Raw genomic sequence first — 17641 nt, forward strand, 5'->3', positions numbered from 1 at the left:
ATTAGCAGTTCGGAAGCCTTTTCGATAGCACCAAATTTCCATGCATCCAATGCCGTTATTCTAAATCAAATGCCTTATGCGAGCCAGTTGCATAGCCGGCTTGGATCGATTCCTGTCTGTCCTAATTCTCGCGGTATGACGAGGGTAGCAATACGAATAGTACATGTTGCCACGCATGCAATTGTATTGGCCTGTCGGTATGACTTCTTGACATGGATCAATACGCCACGAGGGCCACCGCCGAAATCGCGGAAATGCTAGAATCATCAAGTTTTGCAACGCTCGCAGGCCGATCATGACTCAACCCGTCCCAGTACACTACACGCTGCGCCCGGTTTCGCCGGAGGCGCATCTGTTCGAGGCAACTGTCACCATCTCGCATCCAGCCAAGGATGGCCAGGTGTTTTTTCTGCCGGCGTGGATTCCCGGCAGTTATATGATCCGTGAATTTTCCAAGCACATCGTCGGGATGGCGGCCAGCGCCGGCGGCAAACCGGTGGCGCTGCGGCAGCTGGAAAAGAACCGCTGGCAGGCTGCGCCGGCCAAGGGCGCGCTGACGCTGCGCTATCAGGTTTACGCCTTCGACCTGTCGGTGCGCGGCGCCTACCTCGACGGCGAGCGCGGCTTCTTCAACGGCACCAGCGTGTTCCTGGCGGCGGAAGGCTACGAGGGCGAAGCCTGCACCGTCGACATCCATGCGCCCGAGGGCAAGGCTTACGCCGAGTGGAAAGTCGCCACCAGCCTGCCGGCCGAGGACGTCAAGAAGAAGACCGGCTTTGGCCGCTATCGCGCCGCCGACTACGACGAGCTGATCGACCACCCGGTGGAAATGGGCGATTTCAAGAAGGTCAGCTTCAAGGCCTGCGGCGTGCCGCACGAGTTCGTCGTCTCCGGCCGCTTCCAGGGCGAGCTGAAACGATTGGCCGAAGACACCCGCAAGATCTGCGAATGCCAGATCAAGCTGTTCGGCGAGCCGGCGCCGTTCGACCGCTACGTGTTCATGCTCTTCGTCGGCAAGGACATCTACGGCGGCCTGGAGCACCGCGCGTCCACCGCGCTGGTGGCCAACCGCGACGACCTGCCCGCGCCGGGCGCGGCCGAGATCGGCGACGGCTACTTGAAGCTCTTGGGCCTGATCAGCCACGAATACTTCCACAGCTGGAACGTCAAGCGGATGAAGCCGGCGGCGTTCACCCCGTACGACCTGAACCGCGAAGGCATGACCCGCCTGCTGTGGGCGTTCGAGGGCATCACCTCCTATTACGACGACCTGACCCTGGTCCGCTGCGGCCTGATCGACGAGAAGCGCTACCTGGGCCTGTTGGCCGAAACCATCACCGGCGTGCAGCGCGGCGCCGGCCGCCTGAAGCAGACGCTCGAGCAGTCCAGCTTCGAGGCCTGGACCAAGTACTACCGCCAGGACGAGAACAGCCCCAACAGCATCGTCAGCTACTACACCAAGGGCTCGCTGGCCGCGCTGGCGCTGGACCTGCTGATTCGCCGCGACAGCAAGGGCAAGCAGTCGCTGGACGACGTGATGCGCGCGCTGTGGGCCAAATGGCTGGCCGACGGCAAGGGGCTGGAAGAAGGCGAATGGGAAAAGATCGCGATCGAAACCACCGGCCTCAAGCTGAAACCGTTCTTCGACCTGGCGCTGCGCAGCACCGGTGAGCTGCCGCTGGCCGAACTGCTGAAGAGCCAGGGCGTGGAGCTGAAGTTCGAAGCCGCGCAGGGCGCGTCCGACCGCGGCGGCGTGGTGGACGCCTTCGCCGGCAAGCCGGCGCCGCTGACGCTGGGCGTCAAGACCGCGGCCGACGCCGCCGGCGTCAAGCTGCTCCAGGTGCTGGATGGCGGCGCCGCGCAGGCGGCCGGCCTGTCCGGCGGCGACGTGGTGGTGGCGGTGGACAAGCTGCGCGCCTACGATCTGGACAAGCAGATTGCCCGTTTCGCGGCGGGCGACAAGATCAAGCTGCACGCTTTCCGCCGCGACGAACTGATGACTTTCGAGGTCGCGCCGCAAGCCGCGCCCGAGGATACCTGCCGCCTCAAGCTGGACGCGGGCGGCGGCAAATGGATTGCAGGCCGCTGACAGAACGGCCTATTTCGACCAAGAGCGGCGCCGACCCGGCGCCGCGCCGTCTATGAAAGAGACCGGCCACGAGCCGGACCGCAAGGAGACACGAATGGCTCAACAGCCGGAAGTGAAGTACCGCAAGGATTACCAGGCCCCGGCCTTCCTGATCGACCGCGTCGACCTGGTGTTCGACGTCGAGGACGAGTCCACCCGCGTGCAGTCGCGGCTGGTGGTGACCCGCAACGGCGAATCCGCCGAGCGCGACCTGAAGCTGGACGGCAGCGCCAAGCTGCTGGCGGTGCTGCTGGACGGCGAGAAGCTGGACGAGAGCCGCTACGCGCTGGCAGAGGACGTGCTGACCGTGCGCCAGGTGCCGGACAGCTTCATCCTGGAAGTGGAAACCGAGCTGGATCCGGCGGCCAACACCAGCCTGATGGGCCTGTACGCGTCCAGCGGCAATCTGTTCACCCAGTGCGAGCCGGAAGGCTTCCGCAAGATCACCTACTACCTGGACCGTCCGGACGTGATGGCCAAGTTCACCACCACCATCAAGGCCGACAAGCAGAAGTACCCGGTGCTGCTGTCCAACGGCAACAAGGTGGGCGAGGGCATGGTGGACAAGAAGCGCCACTGGGTGAAATGGGTGGATCCCTACCGCAAGCCGTCCTATCTGTTCGCGCTGGTGGCGGGCAAGCTCACGGCGCTGCGCGACAAATTCGTCACCATGCGTGGCCGCGAAGTGGCGTTGGAGATCTGGACCGAGCCGGCCGACCAGGATAAGACCGCGCATGCGATGGAGTCGGTCAAGCACTCGATGAAGTGGGACGAGGAGCGCTTCGGCCTGGAGTACGACCTGGACATCTACATGATCGTCGCGGTCGGGGACTTCAACATGGGGGCGATGGAGAACAAGGGCCTCAACATCTTCAACACCAAGTACGTGCTGGCCCGCCAGGATACCGCCACCGATTCCGACTTCGAGGACATCGAGGCGGTGATCGGCCACGAATACTTCCACAACTGGACCGGCAACCGCGTGACTTGCCGCGACTGGTTCCAGCTGAGCCTGAAGGAAGGCCTGACCGTTTACCGCGACCAGGAATTCAGCGCTGACATCTACAGCCGCGCGGTGAAGCGCATCGAGGACGTCAAGGGCCTGCGCATGGCGCAGTTCCCGGAAGACGCCGGCCCGACCGCGCATCCGATCCGCCCGGACAGCTACATCGAGATGAACAACTTCTACACCATGACCGTGTACGAGAAGGGCGCGGAAGTGGTGCGGATGTATGAAACCCTGCTGGGCCGCGACGGCTTCCGCAAGGGCATGGACCTGTATTTCAAGCGCCATGACGGCCAGGCCGTCACCTGCGATGACTTCCGCGCCGCGATGGCCGACGCCAACGACGTCGACCTGTCGCAGTTCGCGCTGTGGTACAGCCAGGCCGGCACGCCGCGCCTGGCCGTCTCCTCGCGCTACAACCCGGCCGAGCAAAGCTACACGCTGACCGTCAAGCAGAGCTGCCCGGCCACGCCGGGGCAGCAGAACAAGCTGCCCTTCCACATCCCGCTGGCCCTGGGCCTGGTGGGCGCGGACGGCCAGGACCTGCCGCTGCGCCTGGCCGGCGAAACCGAGGCTGTCGGCACCTCGCGGGTGCTGGACGTCAAGGCCGCCGAGCAGAGCTTCACCTTCGTCGGCATCCCGGCCGAGCCGGTGCCCTCGCTGCTGCGCGGCTTCTCCGCGCCGGTGAAGCTGGAGTACGACTGGCGCGACGACCAGCTGGTGTTCCTGATGGCCAACGACAGCGACAGCTTCTGCCGCTGGGAAGCCGGCCAGATCTTCGCCGAGCGCCTGTTCCGGCAGTTGATCGCCGACGTGGCCGCCGGCCGCGAACTCAAGCTGTCCGACACCTTCATTGGGGCCTTCCGCGCGGTGCTGAAGGATCTGGGCCTGGATCCGGCGTTCAAGGCGCTGATGTTGAACCTGCCGACCGAGGGCGAAATCCTGGAAATGGTGGAGGTCGCCGATCCGGCGGTCATCCACCGGGTGCGCGAATTCGTGCTGGACCAGCTGGCGCAGGCGCTGCGCGGCGAATGGCGCGAGGCTTACGAGCTCAACCTCACCCGCGAGTACAAGACCCAGGATTCCGGCAAGCGCAGCCTGAAGAACCGCGCCTTGTGGATGCTGAACCGGCTGGACGACGCCTGGCCGGCTGAAATGGCGGCCAAGCAGTTCCGCGACGCCGACAATATGACCGACCAGATGGGCGCGCTGCTGGCGCTGCGCGACCGCGACGGCCAGGAGCGCGACGATTGCCTGACCGATTTCGCCTCGCGTTGGCAGAACGAGGCGCTGGTGATGGACAAGTTCTTCATGCTGATCGGCGGCAGCCAGCTGGAAGGCACGCTGCAGCGCGTGGAGGCGGCGCTGCAGCATCCGGCGTTCAGCATCAAGAACCCGAACAAGGTGCGTTCGCTGCTGGGGGCCTTCGGCGCCAACCTGTACCACTTCCACGCCGCCGACGGCAGCGGCTACCGCTTCCTGGCGGACCGCATCCTGGAGCTGGATACTATCAATCCGCAGGCCGCCAGCGGCCTGACCCGCGCCTTCCGGCGGCTACAGAAGCTGGAGCCGGCGCGCCGGGCGCTGATGCGCGCCGAGCTGGAACGCATGGCCCAGGCCGAGCTGTCCAAGGACGTGTACGAGATCGTGTCCAAGATCCTGGCCTGATCGCTGCGCCAGGCAATGCAAAACGCGCCGGTTTATCCGGCGCGTTTTGCATTTCCGCCATGGGCGAGGCGCTTATTCTATCCTCAGCCGCTGGCCGACGCCGCTGTTGCGGCGCTTGGGCAGGGTCAGGCTCAGCACGCCGTTCTCATATTTGGCGCCGGCGGCGTCGCGGTCGATCTCCTGCGGCAGCTGGAAGCTGCGCGACACCAGGCCGTAATAGCGTTCGCTGCGCAGCGAACGCTCATCCTTGCCTTGCTGGTCGAACTGCTTGATCTCGGCCTTGATCGTCACCAGCGCGCCGTCGATCTCGACATGGATGTCCTCCTTGCCGACGCCGGGCAGTTCGGCCTCCACCTGGTAAGCCTCGCCGGTTTCCTTGACGTCCATCTTGATCTGCGACGGCAGCGCGTCGCCGTGCAGCGGCTTGACGAGGAAACCCGGGGTGAAATCGCGGAAAAACTCGTCAAACAGGCTATGGCGGGCAGGCAGCATGCTCATCTGGTTCTCCTTTCAGTTCATGGGCTTACGGCGGATGCCGTCCTGTTGTCGAAGATAGGGACGGTGCCCCCGGGATTCAAGTGCCGCCGAACCGGGATTTGACCGGCGTCAAGCGCGCAGCCACAGCCCGGCGAAATCGGTCCAGCCGTTGCCGCCCAGCTGCAGGCCGGCCAGCTGCGGGCTGGCGTCATGGCCCAGCGTCTCGTGCGACAGCGGCAGCATCCAGCCCTCGGCCACCAGCCAGTCGCCGGCGCGGCGGTAGCCGTCCTGGCGCGCGGCGCGTTCCGCTTCCGCCTTCAAGCCGCGCATATCGCGTTCCAGCCGTGCGGAGGCGTCGGGCGACAGGCCCAGCTGCAGCGTGCTGCAGCCGCTCAGCCACTCGAACATGCCGTAGTCGCGGTCGTCGTGCAGCAGCTCGCTGCTGAGGATCAGGTCGGCCTGGCCGCGCCAGGCGGCGCTGTCGAAGAACTCGCGCCGCGTCAGGCACCGGATGTCCAGCCCGATGCCCAGCCGCGACAGGCGCTCGGCCAGCGCCGCCGCCAGCGGCGGAAAGCAGGGCAGGTCGTAGTGGAACAGCGTCAGCCGCTGCGCGTCCAGCCTCGGCGGCGGGGACGGCGCCGGGCGAGGATGGCGCCAGCCCGGCTGCAGGCCCAGCGCCGGCGCGCGCTCGTCGCAGGCGGCCACAGGATGGGGTTCGGCCAGGAAGCGCATCAGCGGCAGCCGCTGCCCGGCCGGAATGCGGCGGCTGGTCGGCGACAGCATCAGGTAGGTGCAGGCGGACTGCAGCATGGTGGCGCCGCGCTGGCTGCCGTATTCCAGCCGCAGATGGAAATCCTGCTCCGCCGGGGAGGGAATGATCCACAGCTCGATGCTGTCCAGCAGCGCCCGCTCGCGGTAATGCTGCTCGAACGCGGCCAGTTTCAGCCGCTGCGGGCTGTGCAGTTCGACGCGGAACGGTCCGCTGCCCACCGGCATGCGTTCGAAATCCTGGCTGCGGCGCATGGGCACGATGGAGGCGTTGGCGGTGGCCAGCCGCTGCGGCCACAGGTGATCGGCTTCGGTGAGCCGGCAGCTGAACGATAGCGCGTCGTGGACATCCACCCGCCGCAGATGGGCGTACAGCGCGTGATAGGGATTGTCCGGCTGCTTGAGCCTGAGCAGGCTGGCGGCGGCGGTTTCGGCATCCAGCGGTCCCCCGTCGTGAAAGCGCAGGCCGGGCCGCAGCCAGAAGCGCCAGTTTCTGCCTTCCGGATCCGCCTCCCAATGATGGGCCAGCGCTGGCCGCAACACCTGGCCCAGCCTGTCGTGGCGGCACAGCCGGTCGAAGATCTGCCGCACCAGGTGGGACTCCAGCCGGGCGTTGACCCGCTGCGGGTCCAGCGTCAGCGGCGCGTGCGGAATGGGAATGCGCAGGCTGCGGCCGCTGTCGCCGGCGCCCAGGTGCTGCGGCAGGCTGGCCAGCAGCCGTTGCTGCCGCGCCGGCTCCAGCCGGGAGAACGCCTGCTCCAGCTGGCCGCGCGCCAGCATGCGCTGCAATTGCTGCCATTCCAGCTCGTCCGGACGCCGCAGCAGGCTGAGGGTGGAGCGATGGCCGCGGCCGCGGCCGGCCCGCCATTCCAGCCAACCCTGCTCGCGCATTCTGGCCAGTTGCAGCCGCGCGTTGCGCTCGCTGCACCGCCACAGCTCGGCCAATTGGGACAGGCCGGGCTGGGACGGCGCGTCGCCGTAAGCCAGATAGAGTTGCTCGTATTGCTGTTGCAGGCGCATTTGGGCTTCCGGGTGAATGACGGCATAAAAGCGGAAGTATTTATTTGGACTTTCATCCATTTTTACATTCCGCTTTATCGGCAATACTGCAGCGGTTCCCTTCGCTTTACAAGGTGTTGTCGTGGATCTGCGTTCTCCCGTGGTGCGGCGCGTGCTGCTGTCTTCTTTCCTGTTGTCCCTGTCGCGGGCGGTGATCTCGCCCTTGCTGGTCTTGGCGCTGGGCAAGCAATTGCAATTGTCGGTGCAGGCCACCGGCACCTTGCTGGCCCTGGTGCTGCTCGGCTCCGCGCTGTTCGGCCTGTATGGCGGCTACTGGCTGGACCGGCTGCCGCGCGGTCCGGCCCTGCGCGGCGCGGCGCTGCTGATGGCGGCGGGCAGCGTGCTGCTGCCTTACGGCCATGGCTACGCGACGGTGGTGACGGCGCTGGCGGCGGGCGAGCTGGCGATGGTGGTCTACAGCATCGCGGTGAAGGCGATACTCAGCGACGTGGTGGCCGAGAGGTGGCGCAGCAAGGCGTTCTCGATGCGATACACGCTGGCCAATGTGGCTTGGGCGCTGGGGCCGATGCTGTGCGCCGGCATGCTGTTCTGGCACGAGACGGCGCCTTATTGGCTGGGCGGCCTGCTGGCGCTGGCCGGCCTCGCGGCGCAGCCCAGGCTGCCGCAGCGGCGGCATGACCCGGCGGCGCTGCCCGACGGCTTCGCCGCCACGCTGCGCACGCTGGCTGGCGACCGGGTTCTGGTGTGGTTCACTGTCAGCAGCCTGCTGGCCTACGTGGTGTACGGCCGTTTTTCCGGCTACCTGCCGCTGTTCCTGCTGACGCGCATGGACGAGGCGGAGGCGATGCGCTGGATGTCGGCGCTGATCAGCTGCAACGCCGTGGTGGTGGTGCTGTTGCAATACCCGCTGGGCCGGCTGCTGAAGCCTAACCGGCTGATGCGGGCCATCGTCGGCGGTTTCCTGCTGATCGGTGCCGGCATGCTGTGGCTGGGCAATGTCGACAGCCTGCCGCTGATGTGCGCGGCGATCGCCTTGTTCACCCTGGGCGAGATCGTGCTGGTGCCGGCCGAGTACCTGTACATCGACGCCATCGCGCCGGACGCGTTGAAGGGCAGCTATTACGGCGCGCAGAACCTGGCCTCGCTGGGCGGCGCGCTGGGGCCGGCGATGGTCGGCGCGCTGTTGTCCCGCGGCCCGTCCTGGGTGGTCTTCGCCGCGCTGGCGCTGCTGTGCGTGGCCGGCGCGGGACTGGCGCTGTACAGCGAGCGCCTGCGCCTGAGGGGATTGCGGCTGGCCAACCGCATCGATGCTTCCGCTTTGCCGGGTTCTTTGTCATGATCAAGCGTTTGCTTGAATTGCCGCGCAGACGGCGAGGGCACGACCCAGCGAGGAGAGCATGGAGAAACTGCAGCAGGATTTATGGGTGCCGGTGGGCGACGGCGAGCGGCTGTATCTGAAGCGGATCGGCCGCGCGGGCGGCGAGCCGGTGCTGATGGTCCACGGCGTGATGGCCAATGGCCGCACCTTTTATACTGAGTCCGGCAAGGGCCTGGCCCACTACTTGGCCGACGCCGGCTACGACGTCTATGTCGCCGACCTGCGCGGCCGCGGCAGGAGCACGCCCAAGATAGGCCCGCACAGCCGTCACGGCCAGACCGAGACCATCTGCGAGGACCTGCCGGCCCTGCACGGCTTCGTCCGCAGGAAGAGCGGCGGCCAGCGCGTGCACTGGATCGCCCACTCCTGGGGCGGCGTGCACATGACCAGCTGCCTGGTCCGCTTCCCCGACATCGCCGCCCAGGTGGCGAGCGCGGTGTACTTCGGCTCCAAGCGCAGCGTGCGGGTGCGCAACCTGAACAAGCTGATCGAAGTGGACTTCATGTGGGGCGCCGCCGCGCGCTGGCTGATCAAGGCCTGCGGTTATCTGCCGGCGCGGCGGATCCGCCTGGGCGCCGACGACGAGAGCGACAAGAGCCACCTGCAGAGCAAGCTGTGGGCCCAGCCCAAACCCTGGGTGGACAGCGACGACGGCTTTGACTACTCGGCCGCGGCGCAAGCCGGCCATTTGCCGCCGATCTTGTATTTCGCCGCCGCCAACGATCCCTGCCGCGGCCACCCGGAGGATGTGCGCCGTTTCCGCGACGAATCCGGCCCGCACCTGTCGCGCCTGCACCTGCTGGGGCGGCGAACCGGCCATCTGCACGACTATAACCACGTGTCGCTGCTGACCCACCCCGACGCCCCGCGCGACCACTTCCCGCTGGCGCTGGATTGGCTGGCGGGGCGTTATGACGCGGTGGCGGAGAATTATTGAGCCTGTCCGGCTTCGCGGGACGGGCGATGGGCATCTGGACCCCATGGCCCGTTCCGGCTCGCTTCCCGCATGCCAGAGATCCATGGGCGCTATGTGTCCGCAGGGGCGGCCTTATCCGCTTCCGCCAAAGCGCGGAATTCCTCATTAGGCGTCGTTCCGCCAAGCTGGTCAGTCATTGGCCGCGCTGCAGGGCTGATATTCTTTGCTCGTTTTAAAGCGCAATAAACGAAAAATTATCTTGGGCCGCGCCTTGCTAATATTGACCGTGATCAATCCCTGCTTTGATGGAGTATGTTTGGGCTTGCGGTTTTAAAGAGGTGGTGTGTGAAAATGCAGCAATATTGGCGGGTGTTGAATATTAATGTTAAAGAGCAGGTTTATTCAAATATGTGACATGATGAATGGCTATGCTCAGTGATGGCGGCCTTTTACCCGATTCGAATTATTTTTTCCGGCCTGGTTTTATTGGCCAACCGTGTTGACAGCCCTGGACCGTGAGCCGATAGAATCCGGAATCTTGATTGCATTGCTTCCACTCGCTGCTTGAGCGGCCTTGATTGAATTTTCGGTTTCAGTCTAGGCTTTATCCGGCGCTTCGGTGGATTGAATACTGGTAATGCCATTGGCGCGGCGGCTGTTTATGGCGAAGTAATGTATGTGCGGCCATGCTGCGGATGAATTCGAACGGAACAGGTAATTACCATCATGACTAGCTTCAACGCGGTACTGGCAAGAAATTCGGAAAATGCGCCGTCTGGAATGGGACGATATTCCCAGACCGTAGCCTTTTCGCACTACAACAATCTGTCGGCTCAATTGCCGGTGGATCCCGCGACCGGGCGCCTGGTGGCCGGCGGCGTGAAAGAGCAGGCCGAGCGTTGCTTCCAAAATATACAGGCAATTGTAAAAAGCATCGGCCATGAGTTGAGCGATGTGGTGAGAATCACCATCTTCTTGCAGAATATCGCGGACATGCATGTGGTAAACGAGGTATACGCCACCTTCTTCACTGATTATATGCCAACCTTGACCACGGTCGCGGTCGCCGCTTTGCCGATGGGCGCCTTGCTGCAGGTCGAGGCCCTGCTTTCCAACGGCGAGGGCACCATTCCCAATGCGCCGCAAGCCGGCGATCTGGTCAAAATCGCCAGCAATACCATGAATGCGCCGACCAGCCATTTATCCACGCAGTCGGTCGCTTTTTCCCACTACAACAATCTCTCGGCCCAGCTGCCGATTGATCCCAAATCAGGGAAATTGGTGGCGGGCGGCGCGCGAGAACAGGCCGCCCAATGCTTGCAGAACATCAAGGCTATTTTGGAAAGCATCGCCGTGCCGTTTGACGATATCGTCAAGATCAATGTTTTCCTGAAGAATTTGTCCGATATCGATTCCGTCGATGCCGCTTACCGCGCTTTCTTTCCCGATTCGGCCATCGCCCGCGCGGTAGCTTATGTTCCGGCCCGCACCGTGGTGGAAGTGGCCGCGTTGCCCATGGATGCTCTGGTCCAAATCGAGGCGGTGGTATCCCACGGCGACGGCACGCCGCCGCAGGCGGTCGAAGACCGGCATGGCATCGTTATCTGGGCGAATAACACCGACCGCGCTCCCCGCTGCGCGCTGGCGACGCAAACGGTGGCCTTCTCCCATTACAACCATCTTTCCGCCCAGCTGCCTTTGCATCCCGAGACCCAGGCCGTGGTGCCCGGCGGCGTGAAGGCGCAGGCCGAGCAGTGCCTGAAAAACATCAAGGCCATCGTGGAGAGCATAGGCCACACGCTGGACGATGTGGTCAAGGTCAATATCTTCGTGAAAAATATCGAGGATATGGGCGCGGTGGACGAGGTTTACCTGGCCTTCTTCCCGGGCGGCATCCCGGCGCGCAGGACGGTGGGCGTGTCCGCCTTGCCTCATGGCGCCATGATTCAAATCGATGCAGTCGTGGCCAATGCCGAAGGCACGCCGCCAAAAGCGTAAATGGCTTGGAGCGGCTCACAAAACCCCTGATGCTGCGTTGCGCCGACTTGCCGTACTTGCTTGCGGCGGCGCGCCTGGCCTCAGTCGTAAAACTGAGTTTTGTTAGCCACGCTTAGCGTTTGGAAAAGAGAGCTGAATTGTCTTCGGCTCTCTTTTTTCATGGCTTCGCGCCGACACCGCATCGTCCCCAAGCGGCTGGTTTGGGCGCGGGGGGAGCTGGTTTCCTGCGGCGCAAGCGGCCATGGCCGGCGCTGGCCGAGATGGCGCTTGGGCTGCCGGCACGCGCATCCATGGCGCGAGGCAAGCGCGCCATGGTGGGGGGAACGCAAGCCCGAGAAGTTTGACCGCGCGCATTCGCCTTGCCGGCTGGCTTATGGTAGAAAGCGTCAGTCCGTTCATTCCGCGATGAAATTCATGACCCAGCTGCAATTCGATCTCGATACCGTTCTCGACACCCTGGCCGACACAGGCTGGATTGTGCTTCCCCGAGCGCTGCCGGCGGAGCTGACCGCGAATCTGCGCGAGGCCTGCCTGCAGGTATGGGACGAGGGGCGCTTCCATGAGGCCGCCACCGGCCGCGCCGGGGGGCAGGCGCGCCGCGCCGAGATCCGCTCCGATTCGGTGCTGTGGCTGGACCAGGTGGCGGAGCTGCCGGCGGTGCGGGCCTATAACGCCGCGATGGACGAGATCATGCAGGCTGTGAACCGCGGCCTGTACCTGGGCCTGGTCGAGCTGGAGTCCCACTTCGCCGTCTACCCGGAAGGCGCTTTCTACAAGAAGCACCTGGACCGTTTCCAGGACGATGACGCGCGAACCTTGACCACGGTGTTCTACCTCAACGAAAACTGGCCGGCCGAGGCCGGCGGCCAGATCCGCCTGTATTTGGACGACGCGTGCGAGCGGTTCGTCGACGTGGAGCCCGAAGCCGGCACGCTGGTGTTGTTCCTGGCCGACCGCTTCTGGCACGAGGTATTGCCGGCCAAGCGGCAGCGCTTGTCCGTCACGGGCTGGTATCGCCGCCAGGGCGGCAGTTTGCCGTGGTGAGTGTGTTCACGGTTCTTATCATTTGAATCCGCTGCGCGGATGATGGGTTTTCATAGCCGGGGCTGCCCGGCGAGCAGGGAGGGGATATTTGCGTGGCCAAATATCCCCTCCACCCCTAAAGGCCACCCTACAAGCCTGGCCTTCGGCTCCCCGCCGGATCCCGCCAGGCCCGAGGCGCGGCTGAACTCTCTGCGTGCGAATCTTCCAGATTCGCTCAGCGATGCGCGCTAACGTCGCGGGGCTCAAACAAGCAGCCGCTTAAAACCTCGGGCCTGCCACCCGGCGGCAGGCTTGAAGGGAGTTGGGGCGCGCTGGATACGTGGTTGACTTCTTTTGCTAGTTTCTGACCAAGCTGGCCTGCCTCGCGGCCAGCGCCGCCCAGCGCGGATCGGCGGCGCTGCCATCCTTTAGCGCCACCCCGGTGGGCTGGCGCAAGGCGGCGTCTATCAGCCAGGCCAGCTTGAACGCGGCCAGCGGGTAGGGCAGGCCGTCCGGCCGCACATTGGAAATGCAGTTGCGCTCGGCGTCGCTGCGGCCGGCGCGCGGCGCGGCGGTCAGGTACAGGCCCAGGCTGTCCGGCGAGCTCAAACCCGGCCGCTCGCCTATCAGCATCGCCGTCATTCTCGCCCCCATGATTTCCCCGGCCTCGTCGCCCAGCGCCACCCGCGCCTCGCGCGCGATCAGCAGCGGGCCGACGCGCAAGCCCATCTCCCGCACCCGCGGCAGCAGCTCGCGCAGCAGCGGGACCGCGTGCTGGGCGGGCGCGCGCGAAGACAGGCCGTCGGCGATGAGGATCAGCAGATCGCAGCCCTTGTCCGTTTCGGCTAAGAGCCGCGCGCGGCTGGCGTCGTCCAGCCTGCGGCCGAGGTCCGGCCGTTGCAGGTATTCGGCGCGGCTGCTTGCCGCGCTGCGGATGTCGATGACGCGATGGCCGTTGGCCGCCAGTTCTCCAGCCAGCGCGGCGGCGTCCAGCGGCGTGTGCACCGCGTCGCGCGCCTGGGCGTGGGCCAGCGCGAAGCGCAGCGTCTCGCGGCAGGGCAGGCTGCTGCCGGCGCGGCCCAGCGCGATGCGAGCCGCGGTGAGGCGGGACAGCTCGCCCCAGCCGTCTTCGGTGACGGGATTTTGCTTTTCTTTCACGCCACGCCCTCCATCATCGCCAGCAGCCGTTGCCGCCTGTCCTGCGGCAGCAGCCTGCCGCCGCGGGTGATCTCCATCGTTTCCAGCCAGTCTTCGAACTCCGGCGCGCGCTTGAGTCCCAGCACATTGCGCAGGTAGAGCGCGTCGTGGAAGGAGGTGCTCTGATAGCCCAGCATGATGTCGTCGGCGCCGGGCACGCCGATGATGAAATGCACGCCGGCCGCGCCCAGCAGCGTCAACAGCGCGTCCATATCGTCCTGGTCGGCTTCGGCGTGGTTGGTGTAGCAGATGTCGCAGCCCATCGGCAGGCCCAGCAGCTTGCCGCAGAAATGGTCTTCCAGTCCGGCGCGGATGATCTGCTTGCCGTTGTACAGGTATTCCGGGCCGATGAAGCCGACCACGGTGTTGACCAGCAAGGGCGAGTAGCGCCGCGCCACCGCGTAGGCGCGCGCCTCGCAGGTCTGTTGGTCCACGCCCCAGTGGGCGTTGGCCGACAGCGCGCTGCCCTGGCCGGTTTCGAAATACATCACATTGTCGCCCACCGTGCCGCGCTTCAGCTCCCGCGCCGCCTGATGCGCCTCGTCCAGCACGGCGAGGCTGACGCCGAAGCCGGCGTTGGCCTTCTGAGTGCCGGCGATGGACTGGAACACCAGATCCACCGGCGCGCCCCGGCGCATCAGGTCCAGCGTGCTGGTGACGTGGGTGAGCACGCAGCTCTGGGTAGGGATGGCGTAGCGCTGGCGCACCTCGTCCAGCAGCGTCAGCAAGCTCCGGATGTCGTCCGGGCTGTCGCCGGCCGGGTTGATGCCGATCACCGCGTCGCCGGCGCCGTACAGCAGGCCGTCCAGCGTCGCGGCGGCGATGGCGCGCGCGTCGTCGGCCGGATGATTGGGCTGCAGCCGCACGCCCATGCGGCCGGGCAGTCCCTGGGTGTTGCGGAAGGCGGTGACGACGCGGCATTTCCTCGCCGCCAGCACCAGGTCCTGGTTGCGCATCAGCTTGGACACCGCCGCCGCCATTTCCGGCGTGAGGCCGGGCGCCAGCGCCGCCAGCGTTTCCGCGGTGGCGGCGTCGGACAGCAGCCAGTCGCGCAGGCCGCCGACGGTCAGGTGCGATACGGCGGCGAAGGCGGCCTGGTCATGGCTGTCCAGGATCAGCCGGGTGACCTCGTCCTCCTCGTACGGAATCACCGCCTGGTTGAGAAAGACCTTCAGCGGCAAGTCGGCCAGGCACATCTGCGCCGCCACCCGCTCTTCGGCGCTGGCGGCGGCGACGCCGGCCAGCTGGTCGCCGGAGCGCAGGGGACTGGCGCGCGCCAGCAGCGTTTTCAAGTCGGCGAAGCGGTAGGTTCGCGGGCCTATGGCGATGGCGTGGCTCATGTCGGACTCCGGACGGAGGGGGCTGGCTCGGCTGGCGGCTCGGCCAAACCTTGCAGCTGCGCGTCGTCGGCGGCGGCGGCGCGCTGGCGGGCGGTGGCGAGGAAATACAGGTAGCCGGCGGCCAGCATCGCGGCGAAGATGCCGGCCAGCAGCAGGTTGTAATACACCATGGCGACCAGGCAGATGACGGAACAGCCCAGCGCCAGCGCCGGCAGCCACGGATAACAGGGCGCGGAGAACGGCCGGGGCAGCGCCGGCTCGCGGCCGCGCAGCCGGAACAGCGCCAGCATCGACACGATGTACATGACGATGGCGCCGAACACCGACAGCGTGACGATGTTGGCGGTCAGCGGCTGGCCGGCGATCTGCACCAAGTCGTCGCTGAAGATGGCGGCGATGCCGACCGCGCCGCCGGCCAGGATGGCGCGGTGCGGCGTCTTGAAGCGCGGATGGACGGCGGCCAGCGCGCGCGGCAGGTAGCCGGCCCGCGCCAGGGCGAAGATCTGCCGCGAATAGCCCATGATGATGCCGTGGAACGACGCCACCAGGCCGAACAGGCCCAGCCACACCAGCATGTGCAGCCAGCCGCTGTGCGCGCCGACGATCTGCTTCATCGCCTGCGGCAGCGGGTCGTTGATATTGGCCAGCCGGCTCCAGTCGCCGGCGCCGCCGGCCATCACCATCACGCCGAAGGCCAGCGCCACCAGGGTGAGGATGCCGGCGATGTAGGCGCGCGGGATGGTGCGCGCCGGGTCTTTGGCCTCTTCGGCCGCCATCGCCGCGCCCTCTATCGCCAGGAAGAACCAGATCGCGAACGGCAGGGCGGCGAACATGCCGCCGACCGCGCCCCAGTGGAAGGCGTTCTGCCCGGCCCAGCCTTGGTGCATGAAGTGCGCCCAACTGAAGCCCGGCGCCACCACGCCCATGAACACCAAGAGTTCGAAGATGGCCAGCAGCGTCACCGCCAGCTCGAACATCGCGGCGATGCCGACCCCGGCGATGTTCAGCGCCATGAAGACCAGGTAGGCGCCGCAGGCGCTCCACTTGGGCGCCAGCGACGGGAACTGCACATTGAGATACGCGCCTATCGCCAGCGCGATGGCCGGCGGGGCGAACACGAATTCGCACAAGGTGGCGAAGCCGGCGACGAAGCCGCCCAGCGGGCCGAAGGCGCGGCGGGCGTAGGCGAACGGCCCGCCGGCGTGCGGGATGGCGGTGGTCAGCTCGGTGAAGCTGAAGATGAAGGCGGTGTACATCAGCGCGACGAACAGCGTCGCGCACAGAAAGCCCAGGGGGCCGGCCTGCGCCCAGCCGTAGCTCCAGCCGAAGTATTCGCCGGATATCACCAGGCCGACGGCGATGCCCCATAATTGCCAGCCGCCGAGCTTGCGCGCGAGGCCGGGTGTCGATGCGTTCATGGCAGACTCCTGTCCGATTGGATGGCCTTCCGCGGGGGAAGGGCGGGCATGCCCGCATCGCCCGTTTATGCAAAAAGAATGCCAGTGTCCGCCGCCGATTTCAATGCGCGCCGCAGCATGGCTGCTTGCGGCGCGCGCCATGCTAGAATCGATGACGATACGCAATCAGCAGCAGGGGAACGCAGATGTCAGGCAGCAGCATGGGACGATTGTTTACGGTGACCTCCTTCGGCGAGAGCCACGGGCCGGGCATAGGCTGCGTGGTGGACGGCTGCCCGCCGGGCCTGGCGCTGAGCGAGGCGGACATCCAGCTTGAGCTGGACCGCCGCAAGCCCGGCACCAGCCGCCACGTGACCCAGCGCCGCGAGCCGGATACCGTGGAAATCCTGTCCGGCGTCTACGAGGGCAAGACCACCGGCACGCCGATCGCGCTGCTGATCCGCAACACCGACCAGCGCAGCAAGGACTACGGCAACATCGCCGACACCTTCCGCCCCGGCCACGCCGACTATTGCTACTGGCACAAGTACGGCACCCGCGACCCGCGCGGCGGCGGCCGCTCCTCCGCGCGCGAGACCGCGGTGCGCGTCGCCGCCGGCGCCATCGCCAAGAAGTGGCTGAACGAGAAGTACGGCATCGTGATCCGCGGCCATATGACCCAGATCGGCGAAGTGGCCATTCCGTTCAAAAGCTGGGAGCACGTGGGCGGCAATCCCTTCTTCAGCGCCGATCCGGACATCGTGCCGCGGCTGGAGGAATACATGGACTCCATCCGCAAGAGCTTGGATTCCATCGGCGCGCGGCTGCGCGTGGTGGCCGACAACGTGCCGGTGGGCTGGGGCGAGCCGGTGTTCGACCGCCTTGACGCCGACATCGCCTACGCCATGATGAGCATCAACGCGGTGAAGGGCGTGGAGATCGGCGCCGGCTTCGGCTGCGTGACGCAAAAAGGCAGCGAGCACGGCGACGAGCTGACGCCGCGGGGCTTCGCCAGCAACCACGCCGGAGGCGTGCTGGGCGGCATCTCCACCGGCCAGCAGATCGACGTTTCCATCGCGATCAAGCCGACCTCGTCGATCGCCCAGCCGCGCCGCTCGATCAACAAGCAGGGCGAGGCGGTGACGATGGAAACCCATGGCCGCCACGACCCCTGCGTCGGCATCCGCGCCACGCCGATCGCCGAGGCGATGCTGGCGCTGGTGTTGATCGACCATGCGTTGCGGCACCGCGCCCAGTGCGGCGACGTGAGGGTGGAAACGCCGAGAATTGCAGGTCATATCGGCTAGAATGCAGATATACCGGCC

At 65.9% G+C, this 17641-nt stretch carries 12 protein-coding genes; 7 read left to right on the forward strand and 5 right to left on the reverse strand.

Annotation, left to right across the window (positions count from 1 at the left end; genetic code table 11):
• Window positions 1-295 precede the first annotated feature (295 nt).
• Together CV_RS05775 and pepN are read left to right on the forward strand one after the other, a co-directional pair.
• Window positions 296-2089 carry a M61 family metallopeptidase gene (locus CV_RS05775; protein WP_011134730.1) on the forward strand — a complete coding sequence of 598 codons (1794 nt, stop codon included), beginning with the start codon at window positions 296-298 and terminating at the stop codon, window positions 2087-2089.
• Window positions 2090-2183: 94 nt separating this feature from the next.
• The gene (gene pepN, locus CV_RS05780) at window positions 2184-4802 is read left to right on the forward strand and encodes an aminopeptidase N (protein ID WP_011134731.1); all 2619 of its coding nucleotides are present in this window, start codon (window positions 2184-2186) and stop codon (window positions 4800-4802) included.
• A 72-nt stretch (window positions 4803-4874) separates the two neighbouring features.
• Here the strand turns inward: pepN and CV_RS05785 are convergent, their stop codons facing one another.
• Together CV_RS05785 and CV_RS05790 are read right to left on the reverse strand one after the other, a co-directional pair.
• Complete coding sequence (locus CV_RS05785; RefSeq protein WP_011134732.1) at window positions 4875-5300, reverse strand: Hsp20/alpha crystallin family protein; 426 nt, start codon at window positions 5298-5300, stop codon at window positions 4875-4877.
• A 108-nt stretch (window positions 5301-5408) separates the two neighbouring features.
• Window positions 5409-7067: an ABC transporter substrate-binding protein gene (locus tag CV_RS05790; RefSeq protein WP_043595594.1), complete on the reverse strand. Its 1659-nt coding sequence runs from the start codon at window positions 7065-7067 to the stop codon at window positions 5409-5411.
• 121 nt (window positions 7068-7188) lie between these two features.
• Between CV_RS05790 and CV_RS05795 the strand changes: the two genes are divergently transcribed.
• The 4 genes from CV_RS05795 to CV_RS05810 all read left to right on the forward strand — a co-directional run bounded on the left by CV_RS05795 (window position 7189) and on the right by CV_RS05810 (window position 12403).
• A complete protein-coding gene (locus CV_RS05795) occupies window positions 7189-8406 on the forward strand; it encodes an MFS transporter (protein ID WP_011134734.1) in 1218 nt (405 codons plus the stop codon).
• A 58-nt stretch (window positions 8407-8464) separates the two neighbouring features.
• Window positions 8465-9382, forward strand: coding sequence for an alpha/beta fold hydrolase (locus CV_RS05800; protein WP_011134735.1), 918 nt, complete (start codon window positions 8465-8467; stop codon window positions 9380-9382).
• A gap of 705 nt (window positions 9383-10087) precedes the next feature.
• A complete protein-coding gene (locus tag CV_RS05805) occupies window positions 10088-11359 on the forward strand; it encodes a RidA family protein (protein WP_011134737.1) in 1272 nt (423 codons plus the stop codon).
• Window positions 11360-11773: 414 nt separating this feature from the next.
• A complete protein-coding gene (locus tag CV_RS05810; RefSeq protein ID WP_043597445.1) occupies window positions 11774-12403 on the forward strand; it encodes a 2OG-Fe(II) oxygenase in 630 nt (209 codons plus the stop codon).
• A gap of 336 nt (window positions 12404-12739) precedes the next feature.
• Here CV_RS05810 and eutC read toward each other — a convergent pair whose 3' ends face one another.
• From eutC to eat, 3 genes are read right to left on the reverse strand one after another with little or no spacing between them, the layout of a single operon-like run.
• Window positions 12740-13540, reverse strand: coding sequence for an ethanolamine ammonia-lyase subunit EutC (eutC, locus tag CV_RS05815; RefSeq protein WP_011134739.1), 801 nt, complete (start codon window positions 13538-13540; stop codon window positions 12740-12742).
• A complete protein-coding gene (locus tag CV_RS05820) occupies window positions 13537-14919 on the reverse strand; it encodes an ethanolamine ammonia-lyase subunit EutB (protein WP_011134740.1) in 1383 nt (460 codons plus the stop codon). Before CV_RS05820 ends, eutC begins: the two co-directional genes overlap by 4 nt.
• Window positions 14916-16337 carry an ethanolamine permease gene (eat, locus tag CV_RS05825; RefSeq protein WP_011134741.1) on the reverse strand — a complete coding sequence of 474 codons (1422 nt, stop codon included), beginning with the start codon at window positions 16335-16337 and terminating at the stop codon, window positions 14916-14918. Before eat ends, CV_RS05820 begins: the two co-directional genes overlap by 4 nt.
• A 185-nt stretch (window positions 16338-16522) precedes the next feature.
• Here eat and aroC point away from each other — a divergent pair, with 185 nt between their 5' ends.
• A complete protein-coding gene (gene aroC, locus CV_RS05830; RefSeq protein WP_011134742.1) occupies window positions 16523-17623 on the forward strand; it encodes a chorismate synthase in 1101 nt (366 codons plus the stop codon).
• Window positions 17624-17641 lie beyond the last annotated feature (18 nt).

It is taken from the genome of Chromobacterium violaceum ATCC 12472, from assembly GCF_000007705.1.
Classification (GTDB): Bacteria; Pseudomonadota; Gammaproteobacteria; order Burkholderiales; family Chromobacteriaceae; genus Chromobacterium; species Chromobacterium violaceum.